The organism is Brevundimonas denitrificans, assembly GCF_030160755.1.
GTDB lineage: Bacteria > Pseudomonadota > Alphaproteobacteria > Caulobacterales > Caulobacteraceae > Brevundimonas > Brevundimonas denitrificans.
This window is the reverse complement of the sequence record NZ_BSOY01000004.1, coordinates 42,498-61,503: the sequence shown is the minus strand read 5'-3', so window position 1 is coordinate 61,503 and position 19,006 is coordinate 42,498. Positions and strand designations below refer to the sequence as shown.

18 protein-coding genes are annotated in these 19,006 nt (G+C 68.2%); all 18 read right to left on the bottom strand.

The window, feature by feature from the left end; genetic code table 11:
• Positions 1–5: 5 nt before the first annotated feature.
• Complete coding sequence (gene lpxB, locus QQJ79_RS02005; protein WP_284220565.1) at positions 6–1,175, bottom strand: lipid-A-disaccharide synthase; 1,170 nt, start codon at positions 1,173–1,175, stop codon at positions 6–8.
• Positions 1,172–2,014: a UDP-2,3-diacylglucosamine diphosphatase gene (gene lpxI, locus QQJ79_RS02000; RefSeq protein WP_284220562.1), complete on the bottom strand. Its 843-nt coding sequence runs from the start codon at positions 2,012–2,014 to the stop codon at positions 1,172–1,174. The genes lpxB and lpxI overlap by 4 nt, the downstream gene beginning before the upstream one ends.
• 7 nt (positions 2,015–2,021) lie before the next feature.
• Positions 2,022–2,810 (bottom strand): acyl-ACP--UDP-N-acetylglucosamine O-acyltransferase, encoded by a 789-nt coding sequence (gene lpxA, locus QQJ79_RS01995; RefSeq protein ID WP_284220560.1) that lies wholly within the window; start codon positions 2,808–2,810, stop codon positions 2,022–2,024.
• Positions 2,807–3,274, bottom strand: coding sequence for a 3-hydroxyacyl-ACP dehydratase FabZ (fabZ, locus tag QQJ79_RS01990; RefSeq protein WP_284220558.1), 468 nt, complete (start codon positions 3,272–3,274; stop codon positions 2,807–2,809). Before fabZ ends, lpxA begins: the two co-directional genes overlap by 4 nt.
• A gap of 25 nt (positions 3,275–3,299) precedes the next feature.
• Positions 3,300–4,301 (bottom strand): UDP-3-O-(3-hydroxymyristoyl)glucosamine N-acyltransferase, encoded by a 1,002-nt coding sequence (gene lpxD / locus QQJ79_RS01985; RefSeq protein WP_284220556.1) that lies wholly within the window; start codon positions 4,299–4,301, stop codon positions 3,300–3,302.
• Between the two features lie 7 nt (positions 4,302–4,308).
• On the bottom strand, positions 4,309–4,887 hold the full coding sequence (locus QQJ79_RS01980) for an OmpH/Skp family outer membrane protein (protein WP_284220554.1): 579 nt from the start codon (positions 4,885–4,887) through the stop codon (positions 4,309–4,311).
• Between the two features lie 32 nt (positions 4,888–4,919).
• Positions 4,920–7,370, bottom strand: a complete 2,451-nt coding sequence (gene bamA / locus QQJ79_RS01975; protein WP_284220553.1) for an outer membrane protein assembly factor BamA — start codon at positions 7,368–7,370, stop codon at positions 4,920–4,922.
• A 32-nt stretch (positions 7,371–7,402) separates the two neighbouring features.
• Complete coding sequence (locus tag QQJ79_RS01970; protein WP_284220551.1) at positions 7,403–8,617, bottom strand: M50 family metallopeptidase; 1,215 nt, start codon at positions 8,615–8,617, stop codon at positions 7,403–7,405.
• Positions 8,618–8,640: 23 nt separating this feature from the next.
• Positions 8,641–9,837, bottom strand: a complete 1,197-nt coding sequence (gene dxr, locus QQJ79_RS01965; RefSeq protein WP_284220549.1) for a 1-deoxy-D-xylulose-5-phosphate reductoisomerase — start codon at positions 9,835–9,837, stop codon at positions 8,641–8,643.
• Complete coding sequence (locus QQJ79_RS01960; RefSeq protein WP_284220547.1) at positions 9,834–10,649, bottom strand: phosphatidate cytidylyltransferase; 816 nt, start codon at positions 10,647–10,649, stop codon at positions 9,834–9,836. Before QQJ79_RS01960 ends, dxr begins: the two co-directional genes overlap by 4 nt.
• Complete coding sequence (gene uppS, locus QQJ79_RS01955) at positions 10,649–11,431, bottom strand: polyprenyl diphosphate synthase (RefSeq protein ID WP_284220544.1); 783 nt, start codon at positions 11,429–11,431, stop codon at positions 10,649–10,651. The genes QQJ79_RS01960 and uppS overlap by 1 nt, the downstream gene beginning before the upstream one ends.
• 30 nt (positions 11,432–11,461) lie before the next feature.
• Positions 11,462–12,019 (bottom strand): ribosome recycling factor, encoded by a 558-nt coding sequence (gene frr / locus QQJ79_RS01950; RefSeq protein ID WP_055829332.1) that lies wholly within the window; start codon positions 12,017–12,019, stop codon positions 11,462–11,464.
• Positions 12,020–12,054: 35 nt separating this feature from the next.
• Complete coding sequence (gene pyrH / locus QQJ79_RS01945; RefSeq protein ID WP_284220540.1) at positions 12,055–12,795, bottom strand: UMP kinase; 741 nt, start codon at positions 12,793–12,795, stop codon at positions 12,055–12,057.
• Between the two features lie 74 nt (positions 12,796–12,869).
• On the bottom strand, positions 12,870–14,543 hold the full coding sequence (locus tag QQJ79_RS01940; RefSeq protein ID WP_284220538.1) for a ribonuclease J: 1,674 nt from the start codon (positions 14,541–14,543) through the stop codon (positions 12,870–12,872).
• A 7-nt stretch (positions 14,544–14,550) separates the two neighbouring features.
• Positions 14,551–15,321 carry a type III pantothenate kinase gene (locus tag QQJ79_RS01935; protein ID WP_284220536.1) on the bottom strand — a complete coding sequence of 257 codons (771 nt, stop codon included), beginning with the start codon at positions 15,319–15,321 and terminating at the stop codon, positions 14,551–14,553.
• Positions 15,318–16,067, bottom strand: a complete 750-nt coding sequence (locus QQJ79_RS01930) for a biotin--[acetyl-CoA-carboxylase] ligase (RefSeq protein ID WP_284220534.1) — start codon at positions 16,065–16,067, stop codon at positions 15,318–15,320. The genes QQJ79_RS01935 and QQJ79_RS01930 overlap by 4 nt, the downstream gene beginning before the upstream one ends.
• Before the next feature lie 6 nt (positions 16,068–16,073).
• Positions 16,074–17,519, bottom strand: coding sequence for an NADH-quinone oxidoreductase subunit NuoN (gene nuoN / locus QQJ79_RS01925; RefSeq protein ID WP_284220533.1), 1,446 nt, complete (start codon positions 17,517–17,519; stop codon positions 16,074–16,076).
• 7 nt (positions 17,520–17,526) lie between these two features.
• Complete coding sequence (locus tag QQJ79_RS01920) at positions 17,527–19,005, bottom strand: NADH-quinone oxidoreductase subunit M (protein ID WP_284220591.1); 1,479 nt, start codon at positions 19,003–19,005, stop codon at positions 17,527–17,529.
• Position 19,006 lies beyond the last annotated feature (1 nt).

Sequence of the window (19,006 nt, the reverse complement as noted above, 5' to 3'; positions counted from 1 at the left end):
TTCGGCTACCGGCCGGCCTTGCTCGCAATCACACGCAAGACGGCGTCCGCCGCGATCTCCGACGGGTCGCGTCCCTCGCGGCCCATCAGGTCCAGCGCCGCCGTCTGCCGCCCGGCCTGCGCCCGCCGCGCCTCCGGATCGCCGAGCAACCGCCCCACCTCAGCCGCGACCTTTTCGGGCGTGGCGTCGTTCTGGATCAGCTCGCGGGCGATCTCCTCGCCCGCCGCGTGGTTGAACAGGGTGGCGTATTGGCCCGTGAAGAACGGCTTCATGATCGCATAGCTGAGCGGCTGGAAGCGGTAGGCGATCACCATCGGCGCTCCGGCGAGGGCCAGTTCCGTCGAGACGGTGCCGCTGGTGGCCAGGGCGACGGTGGCGGCCCGCATGGCGGCGTATTTCTGGTCCTCGCCCACCACATGGGCCCGGAACGGCCAGGTCGCGACGCGCGCCGTGACATCCGCCGCGACGGTGCCGGCGGCGACCACGGCGATCTGCAGCGTCGGATCGGCGGCCTTCAGCCGGGCGATCGCGGCTTCATAGACGGGCGTCATCAGACGGATCTCGGACGGCCGGCTGCCGGGCAGGACGACCAGCAGGGGCGCCCCGGCCGCGATGCCCCGCTCCGCGCGGAAGGCGGCCGGATCGGCGCCGCTCATGTCGATGTGCAGCGCCTGCGACCCGACAACCGTCGTCGGAAGCCCCTCCCGCTCGAACCACGGCGCGTCGAAGGCGTATAGGGCCAGAAGATGGTCCACCGCCGCGGCCAGCGTCTTGGCCCGTCCCGGCCGCGAGGCCCAGACCTGGGGCCCGACATATTTGATCAGCGGCACGTCCGGCAGGGCGATCCGCAGGGCCTTGGCCACCCGGATGGTGAAGCCCCAGCTGTCGATCAGCACCACGGCGTCGGGCTTCTCGGCCACGCCCAGCGCGACCGTGTCGGCGACCCGCCGCTTGACGATCCCGTAGGCCTTCAGGCCCTCGATCCAGCCCAGCACCGACAGTTCGGCGATGTCGAACGGGCTCTGGACCCCCAGTTCGGCCATCCTCGGCCCGCCGACGCCGACGAAGGTCACTTCCGCCCCCAGCCGCGCCCTCAGCGCCCCGGCCAGCCCCGCCCCGAGCGCGTCGCCCGAGGCTTCGGCGGCGACCAGCATGATCTTCAGCGGCCGGCTCATGGCGCGGTTCCGGCCGCCTCGCCCCAGACGAACAGTCCCAGCCGATCGGCGGTCTCGATCAGCCCGGCCTGATCGATCAGGATCAGCTTGCCGGCCACGCCGCCGACTCCGGCCAGTCCCGCCGCGGCGGCCATCTCGATCGTCCTCGCGCCGATCACCGGCATGTCCACCCGCAGGTCCTGGATCGGCTTGGGCGCCTTGCCGAGCACCCCCTTGCGATCCGCCGCCGAGCCCCGGAGGTCGGCGGGCAGGCTCGCGACGCGGGCCAGCATGGCGTCCGTGCCCTCCTGGGCCTCAACCGCCAGCACCAGCCCGTCGCAAACGACGGCGCCCTGGCCGATATCAAGTTCACCGGCCTTTTCCGCGACGTACAGGGCTTTCCTCAGGTCTGACAGCTGCGGTCCGGTCGGCTGGACGGCCCCCAGGGCTCCGCCCGGCAGGGTCTCGCCGCCCAGGATGTCGTCGGCGCCCTCGATGGCGTAGCCCTCGGCCTCGAACACGGACAGGACCTTGCGCAACAGGGCGTCGTCGCCCTTCGTCGCCGCTGCGATGATGCCCGGCAACAGGGCCGCGCCCCTCAGATCAGGCTTCAGGGTCTTGAAATCCGGACGGCTGACCGTGCCCGCAAAACACACGGCGGTGCAGCCGGCCTTCTTCAAGGCCGACAGAATCTTGCCGAACTCGGCCATTCCCGCGTCGATACCGGGATAGCGGACCAGATGCGCGTCGGCGAACCCGGCCAGCCGCACCAGAAACACCGGCCGGCCCTCGGCCTCGCATCGCGCCGCCACCGACACCGGCAAGGCCCCGCCCCCCGCGATCAGACCCAGCTTGCTCACGCGAGTCTCACTCGCCCGGCAGACAAAGGGGACGTTTGCCGTCCTCGCGAATGAAGGCGACGATCTCCATGATTTCGGGCAGGTCGGCATAGCCGGCTTCGACGGCGTCCAGGCGCCCGGCGAACGTCCCCGCGCCCTCGAACAGGTCCCGGTAGGCGGCCAGCAGACGGCGGATGGCGGTCTTGTCGTAGCCCTTGCGCTTGAGGCCGATCAGATTGAGCCCGTGCAGCTGTGCGTGATTGCCCCAGGCCGAGCCATAGGGGATGACGTCTCGCGTCACCGCCGCCAGCCCGCCGACGATCGCGCCCTGGCCGACCCGGCCGAACTGGTGCACCGCGCACAGCCCGCCGAGGAAGACCCGGCTGCCGACCCGCGAATGCCCGCCCAGGGTGGCGTGGTTGGCGAAGGTGACGTGATCGCCGACGACCGCGTCGTGACCGACATGGGCCCCGGTCATGAACAGGCAGTGGTCGCCGATGGTCGTCAGCTTGCGGTCGCCCGGCGTGCCCCGGTTGAAGGTGCAGTGTTCGCGCACCAGGTTGTCGCTGCCGATCTCCAGCCGGACGGGTTCGCCCTTGTAGCCCCCGTGCTGGGGATCGCCGCCGATGACCGAAAAGGGATGGATGACCGTACGGGCGCCGACCATCGTGTCCTGCTGGATCACCACATGGCTGGCCAGACGCACGTCTTCCGCCAGGATCACGCCCGGACCGACCACGCTCCACGGGCCGATCTCGACCCCGTCCGCCAGCTGCGCGCCGGCGTCGACGACCGCCGTGGCGTGGATTCGGCTCACGACGCGGCCGACTTGTCGACGGTGACCATCATGGCCGCAAAATCAGCCTCCGACGCCAGTTTGCCGTCGATGAAGGTCTCGCCGCGGAATTTGAAGATGTCGCCGCGAATCTTCGTCACCGACACCTGCATCCGCAACTGGTCGCCCGGCCGCGCCGGCTTGCGGAAACGCACGCCGTCGATCGACATGAACATGATGATCTTGCCCTCGACCGTGACGTCCATGGACTTGGACATCAGCAGGGCGCCCGTCTGGGCCATGGCCTCGATGATCATCACCCCGGGCATGACCGGATCGATCGGGAAATGCCCCGGGAAATACGGCTCGTTGTGAGTGACGTTCTTGATGCCGGTGATCGAGGTGTTGGGAACGAAGTCCTCGGCCTTGTCGACCAGCAGGAAGGGATAGCGGTGCGGCAGCCTGCGCATCACCTCGGCGTAGTCGATCTTGCCGTCGTCGCTCATCCTGCGGCCTTCCTCGCCGTCGACGCTAGGTGCGCGCCTTTCCTGTCGCCTGTTTGGCGAGCCAGACCGCTTCGCGCAAGGACTGTCGGATCGGTTTGGCCGGATAGCCGGACCAGGTCTCGCCGGCCGGAATATCGGCCAGAACCCCGGCCCCGCCCGCGACGCGGGCGCCCTCGCCAATTTTGATATGGTCGCCGATGCCCGCCTGGCCGCCGAAGATGACGTTGTCCCCGACGATGCAGGAGCCCGAAATGCCGGTGTGCGCCGCCATCAGGCAATTCCGGCCGATGACGCAGTTGTGGGCGATCATGACCAGATTATCGATCTTGGTGTTCTCGCCGACGACCGTGTCATCGTAGGCTCCGCGGTCGATGCAGGAGTTGGCGCCGACCGTGACGCCGTCCTGCAGGATCACCCGGCCCAGTTGGGGCACATCGACGGGGCCGGTCTTTGAGCGCGCCGCGCCGAACCCGGCCTCGCCGATGCGAACGCCCGACAGCAGGCGCACACGGTCCCCGATCAGGGCGAATCCGACGCTGACATTATAGCCGATGACGCAGTCGCGGCCGATCTGGACGCCGGGTCCGATGACGCTGTTGGCGCCGATGCGCGTGCCCCGGCCGATGCGGGCGCCGGCGCCGACGACCACCCCGGGCTCGAACACGACGGTGTCGTCCTCGGCCGCGTCCTCGCGGCTGGTCTCCAGGAGAGGGACAGGCCGGTGAAGGGACGTCGACGCCCGCGCCCAGGCGGCCTGCGGCTCATCGGAAACGATGATGGCGGCGTCTGCGGGCGCGGCCTCGAGCGAGGCGGCGGGCAGGATCACGCACCCGGCCCGGGTCTGGCCCAGGGCGGCGATGAATTTGCGATCCCCGAGAAAGGCGACGTCCCCGGCCCCGGCGGACCCGAGGGGTGCGACGGCGGAAACCTGCCGGTCTCCGCCCCGCATGACGTCGCCACCGATCCGTTCGGCCAGCTCTGCGACGCTCAGCGCCGGCAGGCTGTCGAAGAAGCGCGGATCGGGCATGGCGGCCTTACTGCTGCTGTTGGGCCGGCACTTCGAGACGGTTGAAGGAGATCGACGGCAGGGCCGTGTTCAGGCGCTGGATGACGATGTCGGTCACGTCCATGGCCGGGTTGGAGATGTAGACCGCCGAACGGTCCAGCAGCAGGCCGCAGCCGCGCTCCTGATAGACGGCGACCAGGATCGGATCGGCCGACTGGGCGATCGTGCGAACCTGCATCTGCTGGGTGTACTGCAGCTCGGCCTGACGGCGCTGCTCCAGCTGCTGGGCTTCCTGGGCGCGGGCCTGCCAGGCGCGCATCCGCGAGCCGTCCGGGTCGGCCGCCTGGCCGCCCTGCTGCAGGGCCTGGGCTTCGGTCTGCAGGCTGGCGCCGTACGGGGCGAGTTCGCCCTGCACTTCGGTCACCAGCCGCTGCATGCCGGCCTGAACGGACTGGCCGGCGGTCGACTGGGCCAGCAGGCGCTCGTTGTGGAAGACACAGACGCCGGGCAGGACCGGGCCCGGGTTGGTCGGAGCCGCGGCTTGGGCCGCGGCGGAGCCGGCGGCCAGTGACGCGAGGGCGAAAGCGCCGATTGCGAACAGTTTCATCGTGAACCTTTGATGCGGAAAAATCGCCCGCGCTAGAACTGGGTGGAAGTCGAGAAGCGGAACGTTTCTGTTTTATCGTAATCTTGCTGGCCGATGATCTGGCTCAGGTCGAAGCGGATCGGGCCCATCGGCGAACGCCAGTGAATGCTGACGCCGGCCGAGGCCCGCAGGGCCAGTTCGTCAACGATATTGGTGTTCGGCAGGCCGCCGGTGGTCGTGGTGTAGCGGTCATCGAGAACGCCCAGGGTGCCCACGTCGGTGAACACCGAGGTGCGGATGCCATACTCCTCCGGCAGGCCGTTCGGGACGGTCATCTCGAGCGTGCCGATGGCGTAGAAATTGCCGCCCAGCGCGTCGTTGTTGGTGCCGGGCGTCAGGTCGCGCGGGCCGATGCCGGCGGTCTCGAAGCCGCGGAAGCTGTTGCCGCCCTTGAAGAAGCGGTCGTTGATCCGGATCGGATCGCCGCCCCAGCCAGCGATATAGCCCACCGAGGCCGTGGCCGTGACGACCCAGTCCGGGGTGATGCCCCAATAGGCCGTAACGTCCGCCTCGGACTTGATGTAGTTCACATCGCCGCCGATTCCGGCGAAGTCCTGGCGCAGGGTCCCCGTCCAGCCGCGCGTGGGTCGCACCGGGTCGTTCCGGCGGTCGACCAGCAGGGTGTAGCCGGCCGAGGAGTTCAGGAACGAACCGACCTGGTCGCAAAGCGCAGCGGCCCCGCCGCCGCCGCCGCCGCTGCAATAGCCCTGGGGCACGATGATCTCGTCGCTCTTCAGGAAGTAGCGGGTGCTCAGCAGGGTGTAGCCGTTCAGCGGATAGGACAGTCGCAGGCCGCCGCCGGTCGAGCGGTAGTCGTACGAGGAATATTCGCTGAGGTCGTAACGCGAGTGGAAGGCGTCGAAGCCGGCGCGCAGGTCACGACCGAGGAATTTGGGCTCGGTGAAGCGGAAGTCGACCTGCTGACGCAGCGAGCCCCATTCCACGCGGGCGACGACGTTCTGGCCCCGGCCGCGGAAATTGCGCTCGGTGATGCCCAGGTTGACCACGAAGGAGTCGACCGAACTGAAGCCGGCGCCGACGGAGAGTTCGCCGGTCGGCTGTTCCGTGACGGTGACATTGACCACCGAGCGGTCGGGCGCCGTGCCGCGGGCCTCCTCGACGGTGACGTCCTTGAAGAAGCCCAGGGCCCGCAGATTGTTGCGCGAACGCTCCAGCAGGGTGCGGTTGAAGGCGTCGCCCTCGGTCAGCATCATCTCGCGACGGATGACATTGTCCAGGGTGCGGGTGTTGCCGATGACGTTGATCCGGTCGACGTAAACCCGCTGGCCTTCCTTGACGTTGAAGGTGACGTCGACGGTGTCGGTCTCGGGGTTGGCGCGATAGGTCGGCTCGATCTCCACGAAGGCATAGCCTGCCGAGCCGGCCGCGAAGGTCAGGGCGTCGACGGCAGACTCGATCTTGTCGCTCTCGTACAGGTCCCCGGTGCGGATCGGCAGCAGCAGCTTCAGGAAGTCCGGATTGAGCCGGTCGTTCTCGGTGACGACCTCGACCGTTCCGAAATTGTAGCGGTCGCCTTCGTCCACGGTGATGGTGATGCCGAAGGCGCTGTCGTCCGGCGTCAGTTCGGAGATCGCCGACAGGACGCGGAAATCATAGTAGCCGCGGTTGGTGTAGAATTTCCGCAGTTGCTCGCGGTCGTAGTCCAGACGGTTCGGGTCGTAGTTGTCATTGGTCGTGAACAGGCGGTACCAGGCCGACTGTTGCGTCACCATGACCTCGCGCAGGTCGCTGTCCGAATAGGCGCTGTTGCCGAGGAAGGTGATGGCCCGCACGCCGGTCTCGGGACCCTCGTTGATCTCGAACACCACGTCGACGCGGTTCTGGTCCAGCTGGATGATCTTGGGCGTGACGGTCGCCGAGATGCGGCCGGACAGGCGGTACAGTTCGACGATCTTGCCGACGTCTTCCTGGATCCGGGCGCGGGTATAGATGCCGCGCGGCTTGAGCGTGACTTCCTCGCGCAGCTTGTCCTCGCTGACCGCGCCGTTCCCCTCGAACACCACCTGGTTGATGATCGGGTTCTCGACGATCTCGACAACCAGGTCGCCGTTGGGCTGGACGCCCAGCTGGACGTCGGCGAACAGCTGGGTGCGGGTCAGGGTGCGCACGGCGACGTCCAGCACCGCGGGATCGACCACGTCGCCCGGCTGGATCGGCAGATAGGACAGGACCGTGGTCTGGTCGATACGCTGGTTGCCGCGTACGAGGATGCGGTTGATCGTGACCCGCTGGTCCTGCACCGGCGCAGCCTGTGCAGGTGCTGGCGGGCCGACCTCGGCCGGCGCCGGCTGGATCACCGGGGCGGCCGGCGCCTGGCTCTGGGCCATGGCCGGGCCGGCCAGTCCTGCGGCGGCCGCAAGGGCCAGCAGGCTGGGGCTCAGGGCCCTGGCGAAACGGAGGGCGGACGCATCTTGTCGGATCATACGGGAAACCATCGGGGGCTGGCGTCGGCTCGTCATGCGAACCCGCCGAGGAATTTGAACAGGCTCAGCTTCTGCAGGTCGTTCCAGGTCGCGAACAACATCAATCCCGCCAGCAAAGCAAGACCGACCCGGTAGCCGACCTCCTGAACGCGCGCGGGGACTGGCCTGCGGGCCACAGCTTCATAAGCGTAGAACAGCAGATGTCCCCCATCCAGAACCGGAATCGGCAGCAGATTAACAATGCCAATTCCGATCGAAACTATGGCGGCGAACTGAAGAAACGTCAGGGCGAGGTTGGCGGCCATGTAGCCGGGGTCCGGATTCGCCGCCACAGCCTGACGGGTGACCCCGCCGGCGGCCTTGGCGATTCCGAGGGGGCCGTTCAGCAGGTCGCCGGATTCCTTGCCGCTGAAGATGCGCCCGAGGTAGGTCGCGGTCGTTCCGACGGTGGTTCCGATCGTCTCGACGCCCTTGCCGGCCGCTTCGACCGGATTCAGACGCCGGAAACGGAAATCCTCCGGCAAGGGCTGCATATCCAGCCCGATGCGGGCGATCCGCACCCGGCCGGCGAGTTCGTCCTCGACAAGCAGGCGTTCGGGCGTCGCCACCAGAGTCACGATCTGTCCGCCCCGGTTCACGGTGAAACGCACCGGGTCCCCGGCGCTCATGATCACGGTGCGGGTGACCTGGAGCCCCTCCTCGACCGGCCGGCCATTGACGGCCGTGATCAGGTCGCGTGGCTGGAAGCCCGCGACCGCGGCCGGACTGCCGGGCACGACGGCGGCGACACGCGGGGCCGCGATCTGCTCGCCGACCACGCTGAACAGGACGGTGAACAGCACCATGGCCAGCAGGAAATTGGCCGCCGGTCCTGCCGCGACGATCAACGCCCGCTGCCAGATCGGCTTGAAATGGAAATAGTCGCGCTCGGCTCCGGGGCCGTTCTCGGCGATCACCCGTTGCCTCAGCTCCGCCAGACCGGCCTGGTCGGGCACGCTGGACGCGTCCAGGTCGCCCGAGAATTTGACGTAGCCGCCCAGCGGCAGCCAGGCCAGCCGCCACTCGGTGCCGTGCTTGTCGGTGCGGGCGACGATGGTCTTGCCGAAGCCGATGGAGAACCGGTCGACCTTCACGCCGAAGGCGCGGGCGACGAGAAAATGGCCGAGTTCATGGATGGTGACGATAAACGTCAGCACCAGCAGGAAGGGTACGATGTAGAGCAGCGCCTGACCGAAGAAGCCCGTCATGCCGTTATCGGTCCCTTCGCCATTCAGGCCGCCGCCGCGATGCCGCGGATGATTGATTCCGCCATCCTTCGCGCCTGCGCATCCACGGCCAGTGCCGCGTCGCAGGCGCTGTCGGAACCGGAATCCACCCCCGAGGCCGTCACGCGCGACAAGGTGTCGGCGACGACTGCGGCAATATTGAGAAAGCCCAGTCGACGGTCAAGGAAGGCCAGGGCCGCAACCTCGTTGGCGGCATTGAACACGATGGGCGCGGCCCCGCCCGCCTGTAACGCCTGTCGCGCGAGTTTCAGGGCCGGGAAACGCTCGTCGTCCGGCGCCTCGAACGTCAGCCGACCGAGGGCCGCGAGGTCCAGCCTCGGCGCGTTCCAGGCGAGCCGGTCGGGCCAGGCCAGGGCGTAGGCGATCGGCGTCTTCATGTCCGGCGGCCCCATCTGGGCCAGGGTCGAGCCGTCGACATATTCCACGAGGCTGTGGACGATGGACTCCGGGTGCACCACGACGCCGATCCGCTCGGCCGGCATGTCGAAGAGATAAGCCGCCTCGATCGTCTCCAGCCCCTTGTTGGCCATGGTGGCGCTGTCGACCGATATCTTGGCCCCCATGCTCCAGTTCGGGTGGGCGACGGCCTGTTCCGGCGTAATCGACTTCAGCGCCGCGATCGGCGAATTGCGGAAAGGCCCCCCCGAGGCCGTCAGAACCAGCCTGGCGACCTGTTCGGGCGCCGCATGCGGAAAGACCTGATGGATCGCCGAATGCTCGGAATCGACCGGCAGCAGCCGCCCGCCCGAACGTTTGACCCGCTCGATCAGGGCCGGTCCGCAGCAGACCAGGCTCTCCTTGTTGGCCAGGGCGAGGGTCGCGCCGGTCGCCGCCGCCGCCCAGGCCGAACGCAGGCCCGCCGCCCCGACGATGGCGGCCATGATCCAGTCGGCGGGCCGGGCGGCGGCCTCGATCACCGCCTGGTCGCCCGCGGCCGCCTCGACCCCGGTTCCGGCCAGCGCCGCGCGCAGTTCGTCCAGCCGGGCCGGATCCGCCGTGACGGCCAGCCTCGGCTTCCAGCGCCGCGCCTGTTCAGCCAGTCGGGCGATATTGGCGCCGCCGGTCAGGGCCTCGACCTCGAACGCCCCCGTCCCGGCGGTCTCGGCCTGATCCATCAGGTCCAGCGTCGAACAGCCGACCGAGCCGGTGGCGCCCAGCACTGTCACCCGCCGCCGGATCATGCCGCGCCACCCGTCATGACGACGATCAGCCGCCCGCAAGCCACCACCACGACGGCGAACATCAGTCCGTCCACCCGGTCCAGAAGACCGCCATGGCCGGGGATCAGCTTGCCGGCGTCCTTGACGCCATAGCGACGCTTGAGCGCCGACTCCCACAGGTCGCCGGCCATGGTGGCCAGGGCCGCCGCCAGTCCCAGGGCCGCGCCCCACCAGGGGCCGATGCCCATATCGAGGAAGGTCCCCAAGGCCGCGCCCGCGGCCGTGCCGGCCGCGAGCCCGCCGATGAAGCCGGACCAGGTCTTGTTGGGTGAGAAACGCGGCCACAGCTTGGGTCCGCCGACCAGACTGCCGACCAGATAGGCCATGATGTCCGACGCCCAGGCGATGGCGAAGGCGGACACCGTCCAGGCCAGGCCGCTCGCGGTGTCGACGTCGCGCAGCCAGATCAGCAGCACGGCCGGCCAGCCGAGATAGAGCACGCCATAGGCGGCATCGAGCGCTTCCTGCCCGCGGTTCCGCGCGAACAGACCGGCCGCCACCGCGCCGAACACCAGCATGACGAGGGCCAGCGAGAGCTGCCCGGCGTGCGCCGCCACCACCCCGGCGACGAGGCCGAACGCGACCGCCCCCGCCATCACCCGCCAGGCCCGGGCCGCGCTCATCATCGCCCATTCGACGGCCAGCAGGGCGCAGGCCAGCAGCATCAGCGCCAGAAACCACAGACCCCCGGCCCAGATGGCCAGAACCGCGGCGGGGGCCAGCACGATGGCCGAGGCGGCCCTCAGGCCAATGTCGCGGGCCCTGAACGCCATCAGCCGGCCGCAAGGGCGGGCGCGGCGGCCTCGGCTGGCGCGGCCCGGCCGCCGAAGCGGCGGTCCCGGTTGCGGTATTGTTGGATCACATCGGCCAGCGCCTCGGCGCCATAGTCGGGCCAGAGGACGTTCTGAAAGACCAGCTCGGCGTAGGCGGCCTCCCACAGCAGGAAGTTCGACAGGCGCTGCTCGCCCGAGGTGCGCACGATCACGTCGACCGGCGGCGCGCCCGCGGTGGACAGGCCCAGACCCAGCGCCTCCTCGTCCAGCCGTCCCGTGGCGCGTCCGGCCAGCACGGCGTCGACATGGCGCTGGGCCGCATCGACGATGTCCGCCCGGCCGCCGTAGTTGAAGGCGACCTGAAGCAGGAATTTTTCATTGTGCGCCGTGGTCGCCTCGGCCCGGTCGATGATCGCGACGATGTCGGCGGGCAGCCCCGCCCGGCGGCCCAGCACCCGGACCCGCACGCCCGCGCGCTCCAGCCGCTTCAGATCGCTGGTGACATAGGAGCGGACCAGTCCCATCAGGTCCGAGACTTCTTCAGCCGGCCGGCTCCAGTTCTCGGTCGAAAAGCCGAACACCGTCAGGCAGCGGATGCCGAACCGGGGGGCCGCCTCCACGGTCCGCTTCAGCGCCTGGACGCCCTCGCGGTGGCCCATGGCGCGCGGCAGACCGCGCGCCTCCGCCCAGCGACCATTGCCGTCCATGATCAGGGCGACGTGCCTCGGATCGCCGGGGCGCGGGCCGTCAGTCGGCGCGGTGTGAAGGGGTTCGGCGGGCATGCGGGGCGTATCCTACGGCAATTCGCGCCGTCAAACCTGCATGATCTCAACTTCCTTGGCTCTCAAGGCCTCGTCGATGCGCTTGATGGCCGCGTCCGTGTCCTTCTGGACCTCGGTCTCCATCTTCTTCTGCTCGTCCTGGCTGATCTCGCCGGCCTTTTCGGCCTTCTTGAGATCCTCATTGGCGTCGCGGCGGACGTTGCGGACGGCGATCTTCTGCTGCTCGGTGTATTTGCCGGCCAGCTTGGCCAGATCCTTGCGGCGTTCCTCGGTCAGCGGCGGCACGGGGATGCGCAGGGTCTGACCATCGACGATCGGGTTCAACCCCAGACCGGCGGCGCGGATGGCCTTCTCGACCGGGCCGACCATCGACTTGTCCCAGACATTGACCGAGATCATGCGCGGCTCCGGCACGCTGATGGCGGCGACCGAGTTCAGCGGGGCGTTGGAGCCGTAGGCCTGCACCTGCACGGGATCCAGCAGGCCGACGTTGGCGCGGCCCGTGCGCAGGCCGTTGAACTCTTCCTTCAGGGCGGCCACGGACTTGTCCATGCGCTCGCGGTAGGTTTTCAGATCGGGCTTGGCCATGGTCGTTTCTCTCGCGTTTTCTTGTCTTTGGCGGCTCAGGAGGCCTTGTTGGACGAGATGACCGTAAAGGTCCCCTCCCCCGTCAGCGTCCGGCGCAGCGAATTGTTCTCGCGGATCGAGAAGACCACGATCGGAATGCCCGAGTCACGCATCAGGGCGATGGCCGAGGCGTCCATGACCTTCAGGTCCTTGGCCAGCACATCGTGATAGGTCAGGGACTCATAGCGGGTGGCGGTCGGGTCCTTCTTGGGGTCTGCGGTGTAGACGCCGTCGACGCTGGTGCCTTTCAGCAGGGCGTCGCAGCCCATTTCGGCGGCCCGCAGCGCGGCGCCGGAGTCGGTGGTGAAGAACGGCGCGCCGACGCCGGCAGCGAAGATCACCACCCGGCCCTTTTCAAGATGACGCAGGGCGCGGCGGCGCACATAGGGCTCGGCCACGGCGTTCATGGTCAGGGCGCTCTGCACCCGGGTCTGGACGCCGATCTTCTCCAGCGCCGCCTGCATGGCGAGGGCGTTCATCACCGTGGCCAGCATGCCCATATAGTCGGCGGTGGCCCGTTCCATGTCGCCCGCGGCCTTGCTCAGTCCGCGGAAGATGTTGCCGCCGCCGATGACGAGGCAGATCTCCACGCCCTCCCGCGCCACGTCGGCCACGGCCTGGGCCACGCCGGCGACGGTCTTCATGTCGATGCCATAGGCCTGGTCGCCCATGAGGACTTCGCCCGAGACCTTCAGCAGGACGCGTTTGTACAGAAACTCGGGCGGGGCGTCGGGCATGGGGGGACCTTGGGCGGGGGATTCGGCTTCTTATAGGAAGCCCCGCCTTCGGTTCAAAGGCCTGACTGCCTAAGTCACAGCCGCAGAATGATGGTCTCGACGATCGGCCGCCGGTCCCAGATCTGCTGGCTGGCCTTCTTGAGGGCGCGCGAGACGGCCTGTTCGATGACCATCTCGTCCTCGAGGGCCGCGCCCTTGAGCTTCATCACCGCAGCCTCGGCGCGTTCCGCCAGATCGTCGAGGGCGTCGCCCAGCGGCGATTCCGCGTCGCCCGGCAGGCCGATGGCGCGCACGTCGATGTCGCTGACGATCTTGCCGCGCTTGTCCATCGCGAAGCTGACGATCAGCACGCCGTTGGTCGAGGCGTGCCGCCGCTCGTGCAGCGCCTCGCCCTGTTCGGTGACCAGTCGGCCGCCGTCGACGTACAGCCGGCCGCTCGGAACCTCGTCGATGATGGTGGCGGGCCCGGGGGCCAGCCGCACCATGTCGCCGTTGCGCGGCGTCACCGTCTCGGAGACGCCAACATCCTTCGCCAGATTGGCGTGCTCGGCCAGGTGGCGGCGCATGCCGTGGGTCGGCACGGCGATCTTCGGCCGTGCCCAGGCGTACATCTGGCGCAGTTCGTCGCGGCACGGGTGGCCCGAGACGTGGATGCCGGGATGGTCCTTCTCCGTGTAGAGTCGCACCCCGCGATCCGCGAGCTTGTCCTGCAGACGGCCGATCGACAGCTCATTGCCGGGGATGACCCGCGACGAGAAGATGCAGTGATCGCCCTTGCTGAGCTTGATGTAGGGGTGGGTGCCCTCGGCCACGCGCGACAGGGCCGCGCGGGCCTCGCCCTGGCTGCCGGTGCACAGATACAGGATCTGGTCGGCCGGCCAGACGCGCGCCTCCTCGTCGGTCAGGAACGGCTTGACGTCGTTCAGCATGCCGACGGACTTGGCCGCGGAGGTGATCCGGTGCATCGACCGGCCCGCCAGCGACACGCGGCGGCCCGCAGCCTCGGCGGCGCGGATGACGCTGTCCATGCGCGCGACGTTCGAGGCGAAACAGCCGACCGCGATCCGGCCCTTCAGCCCGCCGATCAGTTCGATCAGGGCGTTACGGACACCGCCTTCCGAACCCGCCGAGCCCTCGACGAAGACATTGGTGGAATCGCACACCATCGCCAGCACGCCCTCGTCGCCGAGGCGGGTGATGGCGCCGGCGTCGGTGACCTCGCCGATGATGGGATCGTCGTCGATCTTCCAGTCGCCGGTGTGCAGCACCGTGCCCAGCGGCGTCCTGATCGCCAGGCCGTTCGGCTCGGCGATCGAATGGGTCATGGTCACCATCGTGACCTGGAACGGCCCCAGGTCGATCGTCCCGCCCAGCGGCACCTCGATCAGCTTGACCTGGTCGAGAATGCCCGCCTCGCGCAGCTTCTCGCGGATCAGGAAGGCCGTAAACGGCGTGGCGTACAGCGGCGCCTTCATGCGCGACCACAGCCAGCCCAGGGCGCCGATATGGTCCTCGTGCGCGTGGGTCAGCACGATGCCGCGGATGGTCTCGCCTTCCAGGAAGGCGGGGTCGGGCACGATCACATCGACGCCGGGCGTCGACAGGTCGCCGAAGGTCACGCCCACATCGACGACGAGCCACTCGCGGTTCGCCTCGGGGCCATAGCCGTACAGATTGAGATTCATCCCGATCTCGCCCGAGCCGCCCAGCGGCAGGAAGACGAGTTCGTCGTTGGTTTTCTTTTTCATAGGTCCTTTAGATGGTGTTCCGCCGCCAGATTTCGAGGAGGCCGCGGATAGTCAGGTCCGGATCGAACCGGTCGATTGAATCAGTTGCACCTTCAAACAGGCTGGCCACGCCGCCCGTTCCAATCACGGTCATGGGCTTCCCCCATTCCGCCTTGATGCGCGCGACCATGCCCTCGATCAGGGCGACATAGCCCCAGAAGACGCCGGACTGCATATTGGAGACGGTGTCCTTGCCGATCACCCGGTCGGGCCGCTGGATGGCGATGCGCGGCAGCATGGCCGCCGCCTCATGCAGCGCCTGCAGGCTCAGATTGATGCCGGGAGCGATCGCGCCGCCTTCGAAGGCGCCGTCGGCGGCGATGACGTCGAAGGTGGTGGCCGTGCCGCTGTCGATGACGATCAGGTCGCCTGGATAGACCAGGTGCGCGCCGATGGCGTTCACCAGCCGGTCGGCCCCCGCCTCGCTCGGCTTGGTGATCCGCGCCGTCATGCCCAGCTTTACATTGTCCCCGATCACCAGCGGCTCCACCGACAGATAGCGGCGCGACAGGTTGCGCAGGTTGAAGATCGACTGGGGCACCACGCTGGAGATGATGCAGCCGTCCAGCTGGGCGATGGCCAGTCCATGCATGGCCAGAAGCTGGCTCAGCCAGACGGCGTATTCGTCGGCCGTGCGGCTGCTCTCGGTGGCGGTGCGCCACTGGGCGATCCAGTCGCTGCCGTCATGGACGGCGAACAGCGTGTTCGTATTACCCTGCTCGATCGCCAGCAGCATCACGCGGCCTCCCCGAAGAAGACGTCGCCGGCGGAGATCAGTCGCAGGCTCCCGTCCGCCAACCTCAATTTCAGCGCGCCGTCGGACGCCACGCCCTCGGCTGTGCCCTCGACCGTCTCACGGCCCAGCCGGGCCACGGCGGGGCCGTCCAGCCCGACCGTCCGCGCCCGCCAGGCGTCCAGGATCGGCTGGAACCCCAGCGTCTCCCACCGCGTCATCCAGACATCGAAGGCCTCGGCCAGCTTCGCCGCAGCGGCCTCGACCGTCGGCGGCGCGGTCACATCGCCGCGAAGATGGTGGACGAGCGCCGTCGCCGGCCGCTCGGTCCCCTCCGGCGCATGCGCCAGATTGACCCCGATCCCGACCGCCAGCCACAGCCCGCCGCTCTCATGCGCGCCGGACTCGACCAGCACGCCCGACGCCTTCTGGCCGGCCAGCATCACGTCATTGGGCCATTTGATCGTCACCAGCGACGGAGGCGCATACGCATCCAGCAGGTCCGCGATGGCGAGGGCCGCCACGAACGTCACCTGCGCCGCCTCGGCGGGAGATTTTCGCGTCAATTGCAGCAGGGTGGAAAACAGGTTGCCGTCCTGGCTTTCCCATTGCCGCCCACGGCGTCCCCGACCCTCGGTCTGGCGCCGCGCGACGATCCACAGCGGTCCGGTCTCGCCCGCGTCCGCGCGCCGGCGGGCGTCCGCATTGGTCGAGTCGGTCTGGTCGAGCAGCAGGATGGGCGCGGCGGGCATCCGCCCCTACCCGGCTCCGAAACCGGTCGCGGCGACGCCCGCGAAATGGTCGATCCAGCCGATGGCGACGATCACCAGCGGGAAGGAGAAGGCCGCCGAGGCCCAGGCGATGGTCCTCGCCTCGACCGGCGACGCATCCGTCGGCCCCACGCCCTCGGGCGTCGGATCGAACCACATCAGTTTGATGATCCGCAGATAGTAGAAGCCCGCCACGACCGAGGCCACCAGGCCGGCCGCGCCGACCATCCAGTAGCCGGCGTCGGCGGCCGCGCCGAAGACATAGAATTTGGCCCAGAAGCCCGCCAGCGGGGGCATGCCCAGCACCGACAGCGACAGCACGGTCAGCGCAATGGCTGTCACAGGCTTGTCCTTCCGCAGGCCCGCCAGATCGGCGATCTTGCGGATCGGCTTTCCGCCGCGCGACAGCGACAGCAGGATGGCGAAGAAGCCGAACTGGTCGAGGACGTACAGGGTCATGAACACCAGCATGGCCTGCACGCCCGCCGTGGTGCCGGCGGCGATGCCCAGCAGGGCGTAGCCGATGTTGGCGATCGACGAATAGGCCAGCAGCCGCTGCAGGTCCTTCTGCACCAGACCGCCGAATGCCCCGACCGCGAACGAGATCAGCGAGATCAGGATCAGCACCTGCGCCCACTGGTCGTGCGACCCGGCGAAGGCGCCTTCCAGCGTGCGGGCGATCAGCACCATGGCCGCGACCTTGGGGGCGGTGGCGAACAGGGCCACCACCGGCGTCGGCGCGCCCTCATAAACGTCCGGCGTCCACATATGGAACGGCGCGGCGGAGACCTTGAACGCCAGTCCGCAGATCAGGAAGACCAGACCGAAGATCAGGCCCGTCGATTGATTGGCCGCGGCATAGGCGGCGATCTCGTCGAACCGCATCGAGCCGGTGAAGCCGTAGATCAGGCTGGCGCCGTAAAGCAGCAGGCCGGACGACAGGGCGCCCAGCACGAAATACTTCAGCCCCGCCTCGGAGGCCTTCAGGTCGTCACGGTGGAAGGCGGCCAGCACATAGAGGGCCAGCGAATGCAGCTCGATGCCGACATAGAGGGAGATCAGGTCGCCCGACGAGGCCATCATCCCCATGCCGGCCGAGGCCAGGACGATCAGGATCGGATATTCGAATTTCGCGATCCTGGCGCGGCGCATCCAGCCGTCTCCCAGCACGATGGCCACGGCGCTGGACAGGAAGATCAGGGCCTTGCCGTAGACCGCCAGCGGATCGGCCACATAGGCGCCGTTGAACGCCTGCCCCAGCGGACCGGTCACGGCCACGGCCGTCGCGGCGACCAGCAGGCCGACCGACAGGGCCGAGATGAAGCGCACGCTCTTTTCGCCCATGAAGGCGCCGAGCATCAGCAGCACCAGACCGCCGACCGCGAGGGTCGCTTCCGGGGCCGAGAGGTGAAGGGCGGAGATAAGATCAGGCATCATCGTCTCACCCGCCGATCGCGGCGCGATAGGCAGTCGTCAGGGCCTCGACCGAGGCGGCGGTGTAATCCAGCACCAGACCGGGCTGAACGCCCAGCCACAGGGTGCCGATGATCAGCGGGGCGAAGATCAGCAGTTCGCGCCTGTCGACGTCGGTGATCGCCTTCATCGCCGGATTGGTGATCTCGCCGAACATGACGTTGCGATACAGGGTCAGCGCATAGACGGCCGAGAAGATCACGCCCGAGGCGGCGAACAGCGCCGTCCAGGTCGAGACCTCATAGATGCCGACCATGGTCAGAATCTCGCCTATGAAGCCCGAGGTGCCCGGCAGGCCGACGTTGGCCATGGTGAACAGCATGAAGATGGCCGCGAACCACGGCATCCGCGCGGTCAGACCGCCGTAAAGGGCGATCTCGCGGGTGTGCATCCGGTCGTAGACCACGCCGACGCAGAGGAAGAGCGCGCCCGAGATCAGGCCGTGGCTCAGCATCTGGAACACCGCGCCCTGCACGCCCTGATCGTTGCCGGCGAAGATGCCCATGGTCACGAAGCCCATGTGGGCCACCGACGAATAGGCGATCAGCTTCTTCATGTCCGTCTGCCGGAAGGCGACCAGCGAGGTGTAGACGATGGCGATCACCGAGAGGGTGAAGACCAGCGGCGCGAACATCTGCGACGCCTGCGGGAACATGGGCAGGTTGAACAGCAGGAAGCCGTAGCCGCCCAGCTTCAGCAGGATGCCGGCCAGGATGACCGAGCCCGCCGTCGGCGCCTGGACGTGGGCGTCGGGCAACCAGGTGTGCACCGGCCACATCGGCATCTTCACCGCGAACGAGGCGAAGAAGGCCAGCCAGAGCAGCGGCTGGGCCTCGGCGGAGAAGGCGTACTCCTTGAGCGCCGGAATGCTGGTGGTGCCGGTCTCCGCCGCCATCCACAGCATGGCCAGTAGCATCAGCACCGACCCGAGCAGGGTGTAGAGGAAGAATTTGTACGAGGCGTAGATCCGGTTCGCCCCGCCCCACACGCCGATGATGATGAACATCGGCACCAGGGTGCCTTCGAAGAAGATGTAGAACAGGAACAGGTCCAGCGAGGTGAACACCCCGATGACCAGCGTCTCCAGCACCAGGAAGGCGATCATGTAATCGACCACCCGGTCCCTGATCGTGTTCCAGCTGGCGAGGATGCAGATCGGCATCAGGAAGGCGGTCAGCAGCACGAACAGGATCGAAATCCCGTCCACGCCCATATGGTACTGGGCGCCCACGAACCAGACGTAGCGCTCGACGAACTGATAGGCGGCGCTGGACGGATCGAAGGTCGCCACCAGCACGGCCGAGACCGCCAGCGTCACGACGGTGGTCAGCAGCGCGATCCAGCGCGCCGCGCCGTCGGCCCCGGCCTTGTTGAACAGCCGCGCCAGCAGGATCAGGCCCGCGCCGACCAGCGGCAGGAAGGTGACGACGCTGAGGATGTAGGGGATC